The 17,361-nt window shown below is 65.6% G+C and carries 15 protein-coding genes; 14 read left to right on the plus strand and 1 reads right to left on the minus strand.

Annotation, left to right across the window (positions count from 1 at the left end):
• Positions 1-203: 203 nt before the first annotated feature.
• The 14 genes from bamE (at position 204) to OKW28_RS22395 (ending at position 15,723) form a co-directional block, all read left to right on the plus strand.
• Entirely contained in the window at positions 204-755 is a 552-nt protein-coding gene (gene bamE / locus OKW28_RS22330) for an outer membrane protein assembly factor BamE domain-containing protein (protein WP_429449010.1), read from the plus strand.
• A gap of 59 nt (positions 756-814) precedes the next feature.
• The gene (locus OKW28_RS22335) at positions 815-1,768 is read left to right on the plus strand and encodes a patatin-like phospholipase family protein (RefSeq protein WP_429449012.1); all 954 of its coding nucleotides are present in this window, start codon (positions 815-817) and stop codon (positions 1,766-1,768) included.
• A 476-nt stretch (positions 1,769-2,244) separates the two neighbouring features.
• Complete coding sequence (locus OKW28_RS22340; protein WP_429454402.1) at positions 2,245-2,934, plus strand: ABC transporter permease; 690 nt, start codon at positions 2,245-2,247, stop codon at positions 2,932-2,934.
• Between the two features lie 5 nt (positions 2,935-2,939).
• Positions 2,940-3,653 carry an ABC transporter permease gene (locus tag OKW28_RS22345; RefSeq protein ID WP_429449014.1) on the plus strand — a complete coding sequence of 238 codons (714 nt, stop codon included), beginning with the start codon at positions 2,940-2,942 and terminating at the stop codon, positions 3,651-3,653.
• A 91-nt stretch (positions 3,654-3,744) separates the two neighbouring features.
• Positions 3,745-4,536 carry an ABC transporter ATP-binding protein gene (locus OKW28_RS22350; protein WP_184044229.1) on the plus strand — a complete coding sequence of 264 codons (792 nt, stop codon included), beginning with the start codon at positions 3,745-3,747 and terminating at the stop codon, positions 4,534-4,536.
• A gap of 28 nt (positions 4,537-4,564) precedes the next feature.
• Positions 4,565-5,608 (plus strand): GlxA family transcriptional regulator, encoded by a 1,044-nt coding sequence (locus OKW28_RS22355; protein WP_429449016.1) that lies wholly within the window; start codon positions 4,565-4,567, stop codon positions 5,606-5,608.
• A 285-nt stretch (positions 5,609-5,893) separates the two neighbouring features.
• On the plus strand, positions 5,894-7,129 hold the full coding sequence (locus OKW28_RS22360) for an aspartate aminotransferase family protein (protein ID WP_429449018.1): 1,236 nt from the start codon (positions 5,894-5,896) through the stop codon (positions 7,127-7,129).
• Between the two features lie 67 nt (positions 7,130-7,196).
• Positions 7,197-8,249, plus strand: a complete 1,053-nt coding sequence (gene aruF / locus OKW28_RS22365; RefSeq protein ID WP_429454404.1) for an arginine/ornithine succinyltransferase subunit alpha — start codon at positions 7,197-7,199, stop codon at positions 8,247-8,249.
• Complete coding sequence (gene astA, locus OKW28_RS22370) at positions 8,246-9,283, plus strand: arginine N-succinyltransferase (RefSeq protein ID WP_429449020.1); 1,038 nt, start codon at positions 8,246-8,248, stop codon at positions 9,281-9,283. The genes aruF and astA overlap by 4 nt, the downstream gene beginning before the upstream one ends.
• 2 nt (positions 9,284-9,285) lie before the next feature.
• Entirely contained in the window at positions 9,286-10,749 is a 1,464-nt protein-coding gene (astD, locus tag OKW28_RS22375; RefSeq protein ID WP_429449021.1) for a succinylglutamate-semialdehyde dehydrogenase, read from the plus strand.
• Positions 10,750-10,761: 12 nt separating this feature from the next.
• Positions 10,762-12,102 carry an N-succinylarginine dihydrolase gene (gene astB / locus OKW28_RS22380; RefSeq protein ID WP_429454406.1) on the plus strand — a complete coding sequence of 447 codons (1,341 nt, stop codon included), beginning with the start codon at positions 10,762-10,764 and terminating at the stop codon, positions 12,100-12,102.
• The gene (gene astE / locus OKW28_RS22385; protein WP_429449022.1) at positions 12,086-13,156 is read left to right on the plus strand and encodes a succinylglutamate desuccinylase; all 1,071 of its coding nucleotides are present in this window, start codon (positions 12,086-12,088) and stop codon (positions 13,154-13,156) included. The genes astB and astE overlap by 17 nt, the downstream gene beginning before the upstream one ends.
• A gap of 146 nt (positions 13,157-13,302) precedes the next feature.
• Complete coding sequence (locus OKW28_RS22390) at positions 13,303-14,097, plus strand: ABC transporter substrate-binding protein (protein ID WP_429449024.1); 795 nt, start codon at positions 13,303-13,305, stop codon at positions 14,095-14,097.
• Positions 14,098-14,346: 249 nt separating this feature from the next.
• Complete coding sequence (locus OKW28_RS22395; RefSeq protein ID WP_429449026.1) at positions 14,347-15,723, plus strand: EAL and HDOD domain-containing protein; 1,377 nt, start codon at positions 14,347-14,349, stop codon at positions 15,721-15,723.
• A gap of 103 nt (positions 15,724-15,826) precedes the next feature.
• Here the strand turns inward: OKW28_RS22395 and OKW28_RS22400 are convergent, their stop codons facing one another.
• Entirely contained in the window at positions 15,827-17,284 is a 1,458-nt protein-coding gene (locus OKW28_RS22400) for an HDOD domain-containing protein (protein ID WP_429449028.1), read from the minus strand.
• Positions 17,285-17,361 lie beyond the last annotated feature (77 nt).

Here is a 17,361-nt window from a genome sequence, read left to right on the forward strand (position 1 = left end):
TATCGACCGACACGGCGACGCTGTACACAGCGTCGCCTTTTTGCTTTTGGCGTGCCCATCTCAACCGACCTCGGCCGATCCATTAGCGCTGCGCGCAACACGTTGCTCGCGGTTTTCTCCGTGCGCGGTTATCCTTGTAGTACACACTACAGACCGGCCAGGCGCCGCGACGACAGATCCCGCACATCCGGACAGGAACCGAAGTGAGCCTCAAACCGCTGGGCGTCACGCTACTGATAGCGTGCTGTGCGCTGACCGGCTGCGACCAACAGCAGAGCGATCAAGCCGTGCAAAAACTCAAGGACTTTTTCAACGCCGTCAAACCGGACGCGTTGCTGCTCAGAAACATGACGCCGGGCGTCACGACCGAAGCGCAAATCCTCGCGCAGATGGGCAAGCCCGAGACCACGCGCACCTTCACCGACGGCTCGAAGCGCTTCGAATATCCGCGCGGCCCGCAAGGCCTGAATACCTACATGGTCGACATCGATCGCGACGGCATGCTGCAGGCGATCACGCAGGTGCTGACCGCGGACAACTTCGCGCAGGTTCGCTCGGGCATGACCGAGGACGAGGTGCGGCGCTTGCTTGGCAAGCCTGGACAGGTCGCGGTGTTTCCGCTGAAGCCGGAAACCGTGTGGAGCTGGAAATGGCGCGAGGGCGGCGTGACCGAAGAAGGCATCTTCAACGTTCACTTCGACCGGAACCAGAGGGTGTACACCACGTCACGCTCGGACGTGATCCGCGGGCGATAGGCGGGGGCAATGTCGATCAGAAGACGGCCGGATAAGCGGGCCGAAAAAGCGGGGTAGGCATGATACGTCGACGTCGATACAGCCGGATCGGGCTGGTGTTGGGGGGCGGCGCCGCGCGCGGCTGGGCGCATATCGGCGCGATTCGCGCGCTGCAAGACGCGGGCATCAGGCCCGACGTCGTGTGCGGCACGTCGATCGGCGCGCTGGTCGGCGCGGTCTATGCGAACGGCGATCTCGACTGGCTCGAGGAGTGGGTGTCGCGTCTCACGTGGCAGACCGTGGTGCGGCTGCTCGATCTGCGCATCTCGGGCGGCCTGCTTGGCGGGCGCAAGGTGATCCAGCTATTCGCCGACAAATTCGCCGGCCGCTCGATCGCGCAACTGCACATGCCGTTCGCGGCGGTCGCGACCGAACTCGACACGGGCCGCGAAATCTGGCTGCAGGACGGCAGCACGATCGACTCGGTGCGCGCGTCGATTGCGATTCCGGGCATCTTCACGCCGGTATGGCACAACGGCGTGTGGCTCGTCGACGGCGGGCTCAGCAATCCGGTGCCGGTGTCGGTCGCGCGTGGCATGCGCGCGGACTGCGTGATCGCGATCGATCTGAACAACGACATCCTGAACGGCCGCGATTTCGGCGGCCCGGTCATCGAAACGCCCGCTCTCGATCCCACCGCGCCGCCGCCCGTCGCGCTGCGCCGCAACGGCAAGCCGTGGCCGCGCTGGCTCGCGCCAGCCGAGGCGAGCGCCACCGACGACGTGCGCGTGCCGCCGAAGCCAAGCGCGCAGGTGCCGTCGATGCTGAGCTCGATCGCGCAAAGCATCGACATCATGCAAGTGCGCATCACGCGCAGCCGGCTCGCTGGCGAACCGGCCGATATCCTGATCCAGCCGCGTCTCGGCGGCATGGGCATCTTCGATTTTCATCGCGCGGCGCCAGCCATCGAGGAAGGGCGCGAGGCGGTCGAGCAGATGCTGCCGGCGATTCGCGCGCGGCTCGGGCTCGACTGAGCGCGAGCTGTCAGGCGTCGGAGCCGGCGTGGACGCGCTGATTCAACGGCGCGACGCGATCGGGCGGCGCGCCTTCGAACGCGCGCGGCTGACGTGGGCGAAACGATGAATGACTCATAAATAAGCCGCGAAGGGCCTTGATGACTCATACATAGATCATCTCCGCTTGCGCCGCGCGCGGCGACGTTCGCCACCGCCCTCGGCGCGGCCTATCGAAAAAGCGACCCGAAACTTGCGAAATCGCCGCACGGCCAGGCGCGCGCGGCGCGCCCGACAACACGATAACCCCCGTGAAACCAAGCGCTACGAGCGTTCCGTCGTGCGTCGAAGTGCAATGATGCGTCGCAGCAAACCACCCCCCCGGTATTTGAGAAATTGATTTCAGCTTGCGAGACTCCGCGCCATGCCGGAGCAGCGAGCAGCCCATGAAGCCGCCGCCATCCGCGCCAATTCAACGAACCTGGATGGAGACACGCGTGTTCCTATACGGCTTTGGTCCCGTGCTGCTCGCCGGCACGCTCCAGACGATCGAGCTGTCCGTTCTGTCGCTGGCGGCCGCTGTGTTGCTCGGCCTCGCCGGCGCGGCGGCGAAACTCTCGTTCAACCGGACCTTGCGGGTCATCGCGACCGGCTACACGACGCTGATCCGCTCGGTGCCCGACCTCGTGCTGATGCTGCTGCTGTTCTACAGCATCCAGATCTGGCTTAATGATCTGACCGACATGTTCAACATCGAGCAGATCGACATCGATCCGTTCGTGGCCGGCGTGCTGACGCTCGGTTTCATCTACGGCGCGTATTTCACCGAGACTTTTCGCGGCGCCTTTCTCGCGGTGCCGCGCGGCCAGCTCGAAGCGGGCAGCGCGTACGGCATGAGCGGCGTGCGCGTGTTCACGCGCATCCTGTTCCCGCAGATGATGCGCTTCGCGCTGCCCGGCATCGGCAACAACTGGCAGGTGCTCGTGAAGGCCACCGCGCTCGTGTCGATCATCGGTCTCGCCGACGTCGTCAAGGCCGCGCAGGACGCGGGCAAGAGTACCTTCAACATGTTCTTCTTCATCCTCGTCGCCGCGCTGATCTATCTGGCGATCACCACCGTATCGAACCTCGTGCTGATCTGGCTGAACCGCCGCTATTCGATCGGCGTGCGACACGCGGAGCTCTGAGCGTCATGATCGACATCCTCAATCAGTTCTGGAAGGCGTATCTGTTCTGGGACGGGCAACGCCTGTCGGGTCTCGCGGTCACGCTGTGGCTGCTGGTCGTGTCGATCGCAATCGGCTTCGTGTGCGCCGTGCCGCTCGCGGTTGCGCGCGTGTCGAAGAAGCGCTGGCTGTCAACGCCGGTACGTCTGTACACCTACGTATTTCGCGGCACGCCGCTCTACGTCCAGCTGCTGTTGATCTACACCGGCGTGTACAGTCTCGCGTTCGTGCGTTCGCACAGTCTGCTCGACGCGTTCTTTCGCAGCGGCTTTCACTGTGCGATCCTCGCGTTCGCCTTGAACACCTGCGCGTACACGACCGAGATTTTCGCGGGCGCGATCCGCTCGACCTCGCACGGCGAAGTCGAGGCGGCGCGTGCCTACGGCATGAGCGCATTCACGATGTACCGGCGCATTGTGATACCGTCCGCGCTGCGCCGCGCGTTGCCGTTGTACAGTAACGAAGTGATCCTGATGCTGCATGCGACGACGGTCGCGTTCACGGCCACGGTGCCCGACATCCTGAAGGTCGCGCGCGACGCGAACTCGGCGACCTACCAGTCGTTCAACGCGTTCGGGCTCGCGGCGCTGATTTATCTCGTGGTGTCGTTCGCGCTCGTCGCGCTGTTCAGGCGTGCCGAGCGTCGCTGGCTCGCGCATCTCGCGGTGCGCACGCACTGAGCGCGCGTTGACGACACAGCATCGGGCGGCTCGAGCTTCGGCAGGGCGACGTCCGCACCAGACCGATCCGTATTCTCACTGGGAGAGCATCTTGCTCCATACCACTCAAACCGAAGCTTGCAAGCTCGCCGTACAGGACATCCACAAGCGCTACGGCGACAACGAAGTGCTCAAGGGCGTGTCGCTCAACGCGAACAAGGGCGACGTGATCAGCATCATCGGCGCGAGCGGCTCGGGCAAGAGCACTTTCCTGCGTTGCATCAATTTTCTCGAGCGGCCGAACGCCGGGCAGATCATCGTCGACGGCGAAGCGGTCAAGACGAAGACCGATCGCGCCGGCAATCTCGAAGTCGCCGATCACAAGCAGCTGCAGCGCATCCGCACGAAGCTCGCGATGGTGTTCCAGCACTTCAACCTGTGGGCGCACATGAACGTGCTCGAGAACGTGATCGAAGCGCCGATTCATGTGCTCGGTCTGAAGCGCAAGGAGGCCGAGGACCGGGCGCGCGAGTATCTGGAGAAGGTCGGGCTCGCGCCGCGTCTCGAGAAGCAGTATCCGTCGCATCTGTCGGGCGGCCAGCAGCAGCGTGTCGCGATCGCGCGCGCGCTCGCGATGGACCCGGACGTGATGCTGTTCGACGAACCGACCTCCGCGCTCGACCCCGAACTCGTCGGCGAAGTGCTGAAGGTGATGCAGAAGCTCGCCGAGGAAGGCCGCACGATGATCGTCGTCACGCACGAAATGGGCTTCGCGCGCAATGTGTCGAACCATGTGATGTTCCTGCACCAGGGCCGCACCGAGGAGGAGGGCAATCCCGCCGAGGTGCTGAGCGCGCCGCGCAGCGAGCGCCTGAAGCAGTTCCTGTCCGGCAGCCTGAAGTAACGCGCGGCTCGCTTTTCACGGACACCCGATGGCCCGCACGTCCAGCCCGGCTCGCACGACCCAGGTCGTGATCGTGGCACTGCCGCCCGTGTCGATGTCGGGCGTCGGGCCGATCGTCGACGCGCTCAGTCTCGCCAATGAAATCGACGGCCGCGCGCTGTATCGCGTGCAGGTATGTTCGTGGGACGGCCGCGCGGTGCCGCTCGCGGGCGGCGCGCAATGGCCGGCCGATGCCGCGTTCGGCGACGCGATCGCGTGTGACTGGCTGATCATCGTCACCGAGCGGTTCCAGCAGTTCGCCGACTACCGTCTGTTTCTCGCGAGCCTCGCGCGCGTCGGTCAGCGCACGCCGCTCGTCACCGGTATCCACCACGGCGTGTGGTGGCTCGCGATGGCGGGGCAGCTGTCCGGCTATCGCGTCAGCGTGAACTGGGAAACCTATCAGCAGTTCTCTGAACAGTTCGAACGCTCGATCGTCACGCAGCAGATCTTCGAAATCGATCGCGATCGCGCGACCTGCGCGGGCGGCCAGGCGACCATCGACTTCATGCTCGCGATGATCGGCCGCGAGCACGGGCCCGAACTCGCGGAGCGCATCGCCGATACGCTCGGCGTAGGCGTGCTGCGCGCGGGCGAGGAGCGTCAGCGCATTCCGTTCGTGACCGCGCCGGGCGAGCGCCACCCGCGCCTGAACGACGCGCTGCTGCTGATGGAAGCCAATATCGAGGACCCGCTGACCACCGATGAAATCGCCGGCCTCGTCGGCGTCTCGCGGCGGCAGCTCGAGCGCCTGTTTCGCCAGTATCTCGGTTCGATGCCGTCCAAATACTATCTGGGGCTGCGGCTGTCGAAGGCGCGCACGCAATTGCAGCGCACCAGCAAATCCGTCGTGCAGATCAGCCTCGCATGTGGGTTTTCGTCGGCGGCGCACTTTTCGAATGCGTATCGGGAGCGCTTCGGCGTCACGCCGCGCGAGGATCGCCGCAACTGGATCGACCGCCAGACCGGCGCGCACGGCGGCGCGAGCGAGCCGCGGCCGGCCGCGCTGATCGAGCGGCCCGAGCTCGATTGACGCAAGGCGGCGCGCCAGGCACGCATGGCTCGTGCGCGCGCTGGAAGCCGCCTGAAAGCGAAGCCGGGGCAAGCCGGGCGCGGGTCCGACCAAAGCGCGACAAAAGCGCGACACAAGCCCGACACGAACCGCTCACAGAGTACGAACGAAACGCCTGCACGAAAAGTACCCGCTGTGGCCCGGCGACGCGTGGAACCTCATAGAAAGCGTCGCGTATGCGCAAGACGTGCCGCGCGCGGTTTCCTACACTAGCTGTATTACCTGTCACCCGTAAAAGGAATTGCCATGAACGACCTGACTGTGACACGCCAGACCTTCGACGAAGTCATGGTGCCGGTGTTTGCCCCCGCCGCCTTCGTACCGGATCGCGGTCTCGGCTCGCGCGTGTGGGACACGCAAGGCCGCGACTACATCGACTTCGCCGGCGGCATCGCCGTCACCGCGCTCGGTCATGCGCATCCCGAGCTGCTGAAGGTATTGCATGAGCAGGGCAGCAAGCTGTGGCACATCGGCAATGGCTATACGAACGAGCCGGTGCTGCGCCTCGCGAAGCGCCTCGAAAGCCTCACGTTCGCCGACCGCGCGTTCTTCGCGAATTCGGGCGCCGAGGCGAACGAGGCCGCGCTGAAGCTCGCGCGCCGGGTCGCGTTCGACCGTCACGGCGCGCAGAAAGATGAAATCATTTCGTTCGCGCAGTCGTTCCACGGCCGCACGCTGTTCACCGTCAGCGTCGGTGGCCAGCCTAAGTACTCGGAAGGCTTCGGCCCGGTGCCGGCCGGTATCACGCATCTGCCGTACAACGACATCGAAGCGGCGAAGAAGGCGATCGGCGCGCAGACCTGCGCGGTGATCGTCGAGCCGATCCAGGGCGAGGGCGGCGTGATCCCGGCCGATCCGGCGTTCCTGAAGGCGCTGCGCGAAGCGTGCGACCAGCACGACGCGCTGCTGATTTTCGATGAAGTGCAAACCGGCGTGGGCCGCAGCGGCTTCTTCTACGCGTACCAGGACACCGGCGTGACGCCGGACATCCTGACCACCGCGAAGGCGCTCGGCAACGGCTTCCCGATCGGCGCGATGCTGACCACCAAAGAGCTCGCCGCGCACTTCAAGGTCGGCGTGCACGGCACGACTTACGGCGGCAATCCGCTCGGCTCGGCGATCGCGGAAAAAGTGGTCGAACTCGTCAGTGACCCGAAGCTGCTCGAAGGCGTACGCTCGCGCAGCGAAGTGCTGAAGGGTCATCTCGCGAAACTGAACGAGCGCTTCGGGCTTTTTACCGAAGTGCGCGGCAAGGGTCTCCTGATCGGCGCCGAACTGAACGACACGTTCCGGGGCCGCGCGAAGGACTTCGTCAACGCGGCCGGCCAGCACGGCGTGATCATGCTGATGGCGGGTCCGGACGTGCTGCGATTCGTGCCGTCGCTGATCATGCCGCTCGACGACATGGCCGCAGGTTTCGCGCGTCTCGAGACGGCGTTCGGCGAACTCGTCGGCGCGAACGCGCAGGCGGCGTCGCATTGATGTTCAGGCAGTCCCGCACGCCCACGCTGATGCGGCGGATCATGCGTCACATTCAACAGGAACGATGATGCTCTTCGTACGTCCAGGCCGCCTTGCCGATCTCGATGCGCTCGAGCATATGGCGCGCACCGCGCAGCCGGTGCTGCATTCCCTGCCGCACGACCGGCGCGCGCTCGAAGCGCGGGTCGCGTTGTCGGAAGACTCGTTTCGCGCGGAGGTCGATTTTCCGGGCGAGGAGTTTTATCTATTCGTGCTCGAAGACTCGGAGACCGGCAAGCTGATGGGCACCGCGAGCATCGTCGCGGCGGCCGGTTACGCGGACCCGTTCTACGTGTTTCGCAACGACGCGCTGATTCATGCGTCGCGCGAACTGCATGTGAATCGCAAGATTCACGCGCTGACGATGTCGCATGAGCTGACCGGCAAGAGCCGGCTCGCGGGCTACTACATCGACCCGTCGCTGCGCGGCGACGCGGCCGCGCAACTGATGTCGCGCGCGCGGATGATGTACATCGCCGCGAATCGCAAGCGCTTCACGCCCGAGGTGTTCTCGCTGCTGCTCGGCGTGACGGACGAAAACGGTGTATCGCCGTTCTGGGAAGCGGTGGGGCGCAAGTTTTTCGGCCGCGATTTCGCCGACATCGAAGTCGAATCGGGCGGCCGCAGCCGCACCTTTATCGCCGAAGTGATGCCGACCTATCCCGTGTATGTGCCGCTGTTGCCCGAAGCGGCGCAGCGCGTGCTCGGCGAGCCGGACGCGAACGCGCTGCTCGCCTACGAGATTCATCTCGAGGAAGGCTTCGAGACCGACCGCTACGTCGATATCTTCGACGCGGGTCCGGTGCTGACCGCGCAGGTGGATCGCAGTGTCAGCGTGAAGCACAACGAAACGCGCGTCGTGCGCGAGGCCTCTGCGACGCACGGCGCAACGTACCTGATCGCGCACAACGGCGCCGCCGGCGAGTTCCGTTGCGTGCTCGGCGATCTCGCGCCCGGCAAGGAGTCGGGCGCCGGGTTGTCACAGGCGGCGCGCGCCGCGCTCGGCGTACGGGAAGGCGATGCGGTGCGCTGCGTGCCGCTGCATCAGCCGCAGGATGAACAATCGGGAGACGCGCAATGATCGTCGTTCGCGTAGTACAACGAGGCGATGTGGATGCGCTGATGCGGCTCGCGCAGGAAACCGGACCCGGCCTGACCACCTTCAAACCGGATCGCGATGCGCTCGCGGCGCGTGTCGAGCGCGCGCGCCGCACGATGGAAGATCAAGCCGCGCCGCACGAGGCCGGTTATTTCTTCGTGATGGAAGACACCGCGACCGGCGACGTGGCCGGCGTCTGCGGTATCGAAACGGCGGTGGGTCTGCAGCAGCCGTTCTACAACTATCGCGTGAGCACGGTCGTGCACGCGAGCCAGGATCTCGGCATCTGGACGCGCATGCACGCGCTGAACATCTCGCACGACCTCACCGGTTATGCGGAAGTGTGCTCGCTGTTCCTGAGCCCGCGTTATCGCACGAGCGGCGTCGGCGGCTTGCTGTCGCGCTCGCGCTTCATGTTTCTCGCGCAGTTTCGCGAGCGTTTTCCGCGGCGTCTGTGCGCGGAGTTGCGCGGCCATTTCGACGAGCAGGGCACGTCGCCGTTCTGGCGCGCGGTCGGCTCGCATTTTTACCAGATCGATTTCAATGCGGCCGACTATCTGAGCTCGCACGGCCGCAAGGCGTTTCTCGCCGAGCTGATGCCGCGCTATCCGGTGTACGTCGAACTGTTGCCGGAAGAGGCGCAGCGCTGCGTCGGCCTCACGCATAACGACACGATCCCCGCGCGCCGCATGCTCGAAGCCGAAGGGCTGCGCTATGAGAATCACGTCGATATTTTCGACGCGGGTCCGGTGCTCGAATGCCATATCGCCGATTTGCGCACGGTGCGCGAAAGCGTGCTGGTGGCGGCTGAAATTGGCGAGGCAGCGGAGCAAGCCGCGCAGGACGGGCCGAAGTCGATGGTATCGAATACGTCGCTCGGCGATTTTCGCGTTGGCGTCGTGGCGGGCGTGCCGCGCAACGGTGTGTGCCGCCTGAGCGCGGCCGAGGCCGACGCGCTTCGCGTGCAGGCGGGCGATCCGCTGCGGGTGCTGCCGTTGAAACACAAACAAGGATGATCATGAGCGAGCTTTTCATCGACGGCGAATGGGCCGCCGGCACAGGACCCGTATTCGCATCGCGCAATCCCGGCACGGGCGCGGTGGTGTGGCAAGGCAACAGCGCGTCGGCGGACGACGTCGATCGCGCGGTACGTGGCGCGCGCCGCGCGTTCGCCGCATGGTCGGCGCTGACGCTCGACGAGCGCTGCGCGGTGGTGCGCCGCTTCGCCGCGCTCGTGACAGAGCGCAAGGAAGCGCTCGCCGAAGCGATCGGCCGCGAGACCGGCAAGCCGCTGTGGGAAGCGCGCACCGAAGCGGCCTCGATGGCCGCGAAGGTCGAGATATCGATTCAGTCCTACAACGAACGCACCGGCGAAAAGCGCTCGGCGATGGCCGACGGCACCGCGGTGCTGCGGCATCGTCCGCATGGCGTGGTGGCGGTGTTCGGGCCGTACAACTTCCCGGGCCATCTGCCGAACGGGCATATCGTGCCCGCGCTGATCGCCGGTAATGCGGTCGTGTTCAAGCCGTCCGAACTTGCGCCCGGCGTCGCGGCGCTGACCGTGCAGATCTGGCGCGACGCGGGGCTGCCTGCCGGCGTGCTGAATCTCGTACAGGGTGAGAAGGACACCGGCATCGCGCTCGCGAATCACCGGCAGATCGACGGACTGTTCTTCACCGGTAGTTCGGATACGGGAACATTGCTGCACAAACAGTTCGGCGGACGGCCAGAGATCGTGCTCGCGCTCGAAATGGGCGGCAACAATCCGCTCGTGATCGGCCCGGTCGCGGACCTCGACGCCGCCGTGCACCACACGATTCAATCGGCGTTTCTGTCGGCGGGGCAGCGCTGCACGTGCGCGCGCCGCATCTTCGTGCCCGACGATGCGTTCGGCGAGCGTTTCCTCGCGCGCCTGACGGAAGTGACCGCGCGCATCGGCGTCGGTGAATACAACGCCAAGCCGCAGCCGTTCATGGGCGCCGTGGTGTCGGCGCGCGCGGCCTCGCGTTTGATCGGCGCGCAGGAGCGTCTGCTCGCGAGCGGCGCAAAGGCTCTGCTGAAAATGGAGCAGCGCGATCCGCAACTCGGCTTCGTCACGCCCGCGATTCTCGACGTGACCGACGTAAAGGACCTGCCCGACGAGGAGCACTTCGGTCCGCTCGCGCAGATCATCCGCTACCGCAATTTCGACGACGCGCTCGAACGGGCGAACGATACGGAGTTCGGTCTCTCGGCGGGCCTGCTCGCCGACGACGAAGCGCTGTGGACGCATTTCCAGCGCACGATTCGCGCGGGCATCGTCAACTGGAACCGGCCGACCAATGGCGCTTCTTCAGGAGCGCCGTTCGGCGGGCCGGGCCGCTCGGGCAATCATCGGCCGAGCGCGTACTATGCGGCCGACTACTGCGCATACCCAATGGCCTCGGTCGAGAGCGCGCAACTGAGCATGCCCGCGAGCGTCTCGCCGGGCCTTCAATTCTAAGGATCGACGATGCTGCAAGCCACTGAAGCCAATTTCGACGGCCTGGTCGGCCCGACTCACAACTACGCGGGCTTGTCGTTCGGCAACGTCGCGTCGCAGAACAACGAGAAGTCGGTCGCGAATCCGAAGGCCGCCGCGCGCCAGGGTCTGCGCAAGATGAAGCAGTTGGCGGACCTCGGCTTTCATCAGGGCGTGCTGCCGCCGCAGGAGCGTCCGTCGATGCGTCTGTTGCGCGAGCTCGGTTTTTCCGGCGACGATGCTTCGGTGATCGCGCGCGTCGCGAAGAACGCGCCCGAACTGCTCGCGGCGGCGAGTTCGGCCTCGGCGATGTGGACCGCGAACGCGGCGACGGTGAGCCCGTCCGCGGATACGCACGACGGCCGCGTGCATTTCACGCCGGCCAATCTGTGCAGCAAGCTGCATCGCGCGATCGAACATGAGTCGACACGCCGCACGCTGCGCGCGATGTTCAGCGACGCCGACCGCTTCGTCGTGCACGAGGCGCTGCCCGGCACGCCCGCGCTCGGCGACGAGGGCGCGGCGAATCACACGCGCTTTTGCGAGCAATACAAGGCGCGCGGTGTCGAATTCTTCGTGTATGGGCGCAGCGAGTATCGTCGCGGACCGGAACCGAAGCGCTATCCGGCGCGCCAGACGTTCGAGGCGAGCCGCGCGGTCGCGCATCGTCATGGTTTGCAGGAAGCGGCGACCGTGTACGCGCAGCAGAACCCTGAAGTGATCGACGCGGGCGTGTTCCATAACGACGTGATCGCGGTCGGCAATCGCAACACGCTGTTCTGCCATCAGCTCGCGTTCGTCGAGCAGCAGGCGGTGTACGACGAGCTGCGCGCGAAGCTCGCGAGCCTGCACGCAGGGTTCAACGTAATCGAAGTGCCCGACGCCCAGGTCAGCGTCGCCGATGCGGTGACGTCGTATCTGTTCAACAGCCAGCTGCTGACTCGGCCCGATGGCAAGCAGGTGCTGGTCGTGCCGCAGGAGTGCCGCGAAAATCCGCGCGTGGCCGCGTATCTGGATGAGCTGACTTCGCGCAGCGGTCCGATCGACGAGGTGCTCGTGTTCGATCTGCGCGAGAGCATGAAGAACGGTGGCGGCCCCGCATGTCTGCGTCTGCGCGTCGTACTCGACGACACCGAACGCGCCGCGGTCGCGCCGGGTGTGTGGATCGACGACACGCTGTTCGGCCGTCTCGATGCGTGGATCGAAAAGCACTACCGCGATCGTCTCGCACCCGCCGAGCTGACCGATCCGAAGCTGCTGGTCGAGTCGCGCACCGCGCTCGATGAGCTGACGCAAATCCTCGCGCTGGGCTCGCTGTATGACTTCCAGCGCTGAGCACACAATGGCGGCCCCGAGCGCGATGCTCGACGATTTTCTCGCGTGGACGCTCGCGGGTTCCCGGCCTCCCGCGCATCAAGTGCAAGGCACGTGTGCGAACGGCGTGCGCTGGACGTGGCAGGGTGACGGTGTACTCGTCATCGAGCCCGCGGAGCAGCACGCGGACATCCGTAGCGTGCTCGTGTCGGCCGGCGTGCATGGCGACGAAACCGCGCCGATCGAACTGCTGTCGCGCATCGTCGCCGATATCGCGCAGGGCCGCGCCGTGCTTGCATGCCGGTTGCTCGTGATTCTCGGCAACATCGAGGCGATGCGCGACGGCGGCCGCTATCGCGACGACGATCTGAACCGGCTGTTCAGCGGCCGTCATCTGCAACTGCCGCACAGTCATGAGGCGCCGCGCGCGGCCGCGCTCGAACAGGCCGCGACGCGCTTTTTCGCCGACGCGTCCGCCACGCCCGGCGCGCGCTGGCATATCGACATGCATACGGCGATCCGCGCGTCGGTGTTCGAGCGCTTCGCGCTGTTGCCGCATACCGGCAAGCCGTTTTCGCGCGCGATGTTCGAATGGCTCGGCGACGCGCGTATCAGCGCGGTGCTGCTGCACACGACGAAGGGCAACACCTATTCGCACTTCACCGCGCAAGCGTGTGGCGCTGCTGCGTGCACGCTCGAACTTGGCAAGGTGCGGCCGTTCGGCGAGAACGACCTGACACGCTTCGAGGGCGCGGATCTCGCGGTGCGCGCGCTGCTGGCCGGCACGCGCGTGGGTTCGCAAGCCAACACGCAAGCCGCTCTGCCGCGTGTGTTCACCGTCGTCGATCAGCTGACCAAGCAAAGCGACGCATTCGAGCTGCTGCTCGCGCCGGACGTGCCGAACTTCACGCCGCTCATCAAGGGCAGCTTGCTGGCGCGCGACGGCGACTATCAATACACGGTGCAGCGCGACGAAGAGCGCATCGTGTTTCCGAACCCGACGGTCAAGCCCGGCCTGCGCGCCGGTCTGCTCGTCGTCGACACCACCGCCGATACGCTGTCCAGGCTTGTCTAGACAGGCTCCATGTACAATCGCGGGCTTCGCGGCTGTCGCATCTACGGGTCACGCCGGCCGCGCGAGTCCGAAGCGCGGCCGACGTAATCCGACTGTGCGCGCAGAATCGGCTCCGTTTCAGTCCACACCGTAAAGGAACATCCGTAATGAAGAAGAATTGGCCCAACCTGGCCGCACTCGCGCTGTTCGCGACGGCGGTGTTGACGGCAGGCACCGCGTCGGCGGCTGAGATCAAGGAAGTGCGCTTCGGCGTCGAGGCGTCGTATGCGCCGTTCGAATCGAAGTCGCCCGCTGGCGAACTGCAGGGCTTCGACATCGACGTCGGCAATGCCGTGTGCGCGAAGCTGAAGGCCAAATGCGTGTGGGTCGAGAACTCGTTCGACGGCCTGATCCCGGCGCTCGAAGCGCGCAAGTTCAGCGCCATCAACTCGGACATGACGATCACCGACCAGCGTCGCCAGGCGATCGACTTCACCGATCCGATCTACACGATCCCGAACCAGTTGATCGCAAAGAAGGGCAGCGCTCTGCAGCCGACGCCCGCATCGCTGAAGGGCAAGCACGTCGGCGTGCTGCAGGGCACGATCCAGGAAACCTATGCGAAGGCGCGCTGGGCGCCGGCCGGGGTCGACGTCGTGCCATATCAGACGCAGGACCAGATCTACGCGGACCTCGCGTCGGGCCGTCTCGATGCGTCGTTCCAGGACGCCGAAGCGGCATCGAAGGGCTTTCTGAAGAAGCCGCAGGGCGCGGGCTTCGAGTTCGCCGGTCCGGCCGTCAGCGACGACAGGCTGCTCGGCGCGGGTGTCGGCTACGGCGTGCGCAAGAACGACAAGGCACTGAAGGATGCGCTGAACGGCGCGTTGAAGGAGCTGAAGGCGGATGGCACGATCGACCGCCTCGCCGCCAAATACTTCGACGTGAAAGTCGTGCTGAAGTAGCGATGCATCGAAGTGCGCAAAACGGCCGCTCGTTGCGGCCGTTTTGCTTTCTGCACGCGTGTCGCAAACGTTCAACAAATATTTCGAGATATTGCCTCGTAAGCCTGTTCGTGCCCAATGACGCTGCGATAAAATTGCGACGCAAACTGCCGCGCGCGACGGAGCTTGCAACGTCACAGAAACGCGCCAACATGCAGCGAAAAACAGAACATAGCGGCCAGGCGCCAGCGGCGCCGAGCGGGGACTGGAATGACCACCATCGCAATCGAGACTCTGAGCCACAGCGGCACGACCGACGACGCGTCGCTCACCGCCAGCTACGCAAGGCAGCCCATTCTGAATCGGGACGGCATGCTGTGCGGCTATGAGATCAAGGTGCGTGCGCCCGAGCTGCCGCTCGCCGACGCGGACGGCATCGCCCCGCAAGCCAATACCGATCTCCCTGCCGAAACCGACGCGTTGCCGGGCCGCGCGCCCACGCCGGTGCAACGCGTCGCGCGCGCGATCGTGCGCGGACTCGTGCAGGGCGACGTACGCGGCGCGCTGACCGGCCATCCGGCCTACCTCGACGTGAGCCGCGAGCTGCTGCTCGACGACGCGATCCTGAGACTGCCCGCCGAGCGCTTCATGCTCGAGCTGCCTTCATCGCTCGAAGTCGACGACGCGTTGATCGCGCGTATCGTGTATCTGCATGGCCGCCGCTACTGCTTCGCGCTCGACGACGTCACGCAGCCCAACGAGACTTTCGCGAAGCTGCTGCCGTACGCCGAAGTCGTCAAGATCGACGTCACGCGCACACCGCGCGCGCTGCTGCCGAAGCTCGCGAGCGTGCTGAAGTCGGCTGGCAAGCTGCTGCTCGCATCAGGTGTCGATGCGCAGGCCGACTTCGAAACGGTGCACGAGCTCGGCTTCGACCGCTTCCAGGGTTATTACTTCGCGCGCGCGCAAAGCTCGGCGACGCGCCGGGTCAGCGCGCCGCGCCACGCGCTGCTCAATCTGCTGCAACTGCTCGCGGGCGACCCGACGGTCGCGCAGCTCGAAGCCGAGCTGAAGCTGAACCCGGTGCTCGTCATGCATCTGATGAAGCTCGCGAATTCGAGCGGCCTCGCGGTCGGTCACAAGGTGACGACGCTGCGCGACGCGATCAACGCGACCGGCACCGACCGCATCGCGCGCTGGACGCAGCTGCTGCTCTACGCAGACGGCCGCAAGGTCGCACTGGAGGACGATCCGCTGCTGCAACTCGCGGCCACGCGCGCGCGCTTCATGGAACTCGCGATCGAGCGCATGCCCGAGGCGGGCCGCGACGAAGCCGATGCGGCCTTCCTGACCGGTGTGTTTTCGTTCGTCGATGCGGTGTTCGGCGGCTCGCTCGAAAATACGCTGAACATCCTTACGCTGTCGCGACCGATCCAGGCCGCGATCCTGCATCGCGAGGGCAGGCTGGGTCTGCTGTTGAGCGCGGTCGAAGCGCTCGAAGGCGGCGCATGGGAGCGCGTCGCCACGCTATGCGAGCGTCTTGCTCCGTTGACCGTGGAAGAGGTCGCGCAGATGGGTCTCGCGGCCGGCGCATGGGCCGGCGTCGCGGATCGCAGCGCGGAAGGGCTCGAGCGGATCGAGGATTGAGTGGGGTAAAAGCCCCACACGGTGTCCGGATAAAATCGTTTTCGGGCAAACACGGAAAGGATCGAAGTGAAGCAGCGGCGTGATCAACGATCACGCCAGGTCTTCACATCGTCTCCATTTCCCGCATCTGCCCCTGGCCGAAAAAACGTCCTAACTCCCGTGCCAGTTCGTTGAGCACGCTCATCTCCTTCTGCGAGATGCGGCGCGCCTCCTGCGTATGCGACCAGTCGCCGTAGAGCAGCGCGACCGTCTGATTGGTTTCGTCGACGATCGGCAGCAGCACGAACGCGCGCGCGTCGTCGAACGAGCGCCGGAACCACTCGGGCAGCCGCGCGACCATCTTCGGATCGCGCGCATTCTCGATGAAGATGCCCACCGAGTTCGCGATCGCGAGATGAAATACGTCGGGTTCGAACGCGGTGTTGAACGAGAGCCGCGGCAGCGCCGCGTCGATCTTCGGCCCGAAGCCGAGACGCGCCTTGAACGCGCCGCTGCTGTGCTTGACGTACACCACGGTGCGCGAGAAGCCGAGCGCCGCGAGCACGGTCTCGGCGGCCATCGCGAGCGCCGGTGCGAGCGGGCTGCCCTCGGGCAGGCCGCGCAGATCCTTCACCCCGATCTCGATGCGCGCCTCGGGTGTGAGCGCCTCGCGCGCGATCGCATCGGCATTCGCGCGCAACTCGACGATCTCGCGCATCACGCTGTCGCCGCCATCCTCACGCGATAGCGCGACGCTCATCTGCAGCAGCACCTCGGGGTCGGTGTTCAGCGCGCTGCTGTACTCGTGCGCAAGCTCGCCGATGCGTGCCTCGCGCTCCCCCTCGGGCATGTTCTGCTGGGTGAGCACGTCGGCGACCGCGGTCGAGTAATTGGTGATCGCGCGCAGCCACTGCACCTGGCGCGGTTGCGTCACATCCTCCGGATCGAACTCACCCATGCCCGAGCGGATCGTGTCAGGCAGGCGCCAGCGCACCGCGGCTTCGGCGCCGATTTCATCGAACGTCACGCCGAGCACGAGCACGCACGCATCGGTTTCGAGTGCGCCGCCATCGATATGGCGGCGAATCTGGTCCCATTCGGTGTCGAGATAGAACACGACCAGCAGCTTGCCGATCTGCCGCATCAGCGTGCAGACCACCGCTTCCTCACCGGCGCGCAGGTCGCCGCGCTCGGTCAGCTTGCGCGCGACGCAGCCCGACAGCAGCGTGCGGTTCAGTTCGAGTTTCGCGTCGATGCGGCGCGGCGCGCTTTGATGAAAGTGATCGACGATCTTCAGACCGACGACCAGATGGCCGACCGCATCCATGCCGAGCACCATCAGCGCGCGCGACACGGTCGTGATGTTGCCGCCGAACGCCATGTACATCGCCGAGTTCGCGAGGCGCAGCACCTTCTGCGTGAGCGCGAAGTCCGACAGCACCACTTGCACGAGGCCGGTGAAGTCGAGGTCGTCGTTGGTCACTGCCGCCATGGTGGTGCGCAGCGATTGCGACAGCATAGGGAAATCGCCGCGCTCGCTCATTCGCGTCCAGAGCCGGTCGAGCACTGCCGCCTTTACCATGTGAGTCCCGCAAAAGCCATACGTATTCCAGTGAATGCCATGCCGGCCGTGAGCCGGCTTGTTGCGCTGCCTGGGCG

Origin of the sequence: Paraburkholderia sp. 40, from assembly GCF_050434105.1 — a bacterium.
GTDB classification, from domain to species: Bacteria; Pseudomonadota; Gammaproteobacteria; order Burkholderiales; family Burkholderiaceae; genus Paraburkholderia; species Paraburkholderia tuberum.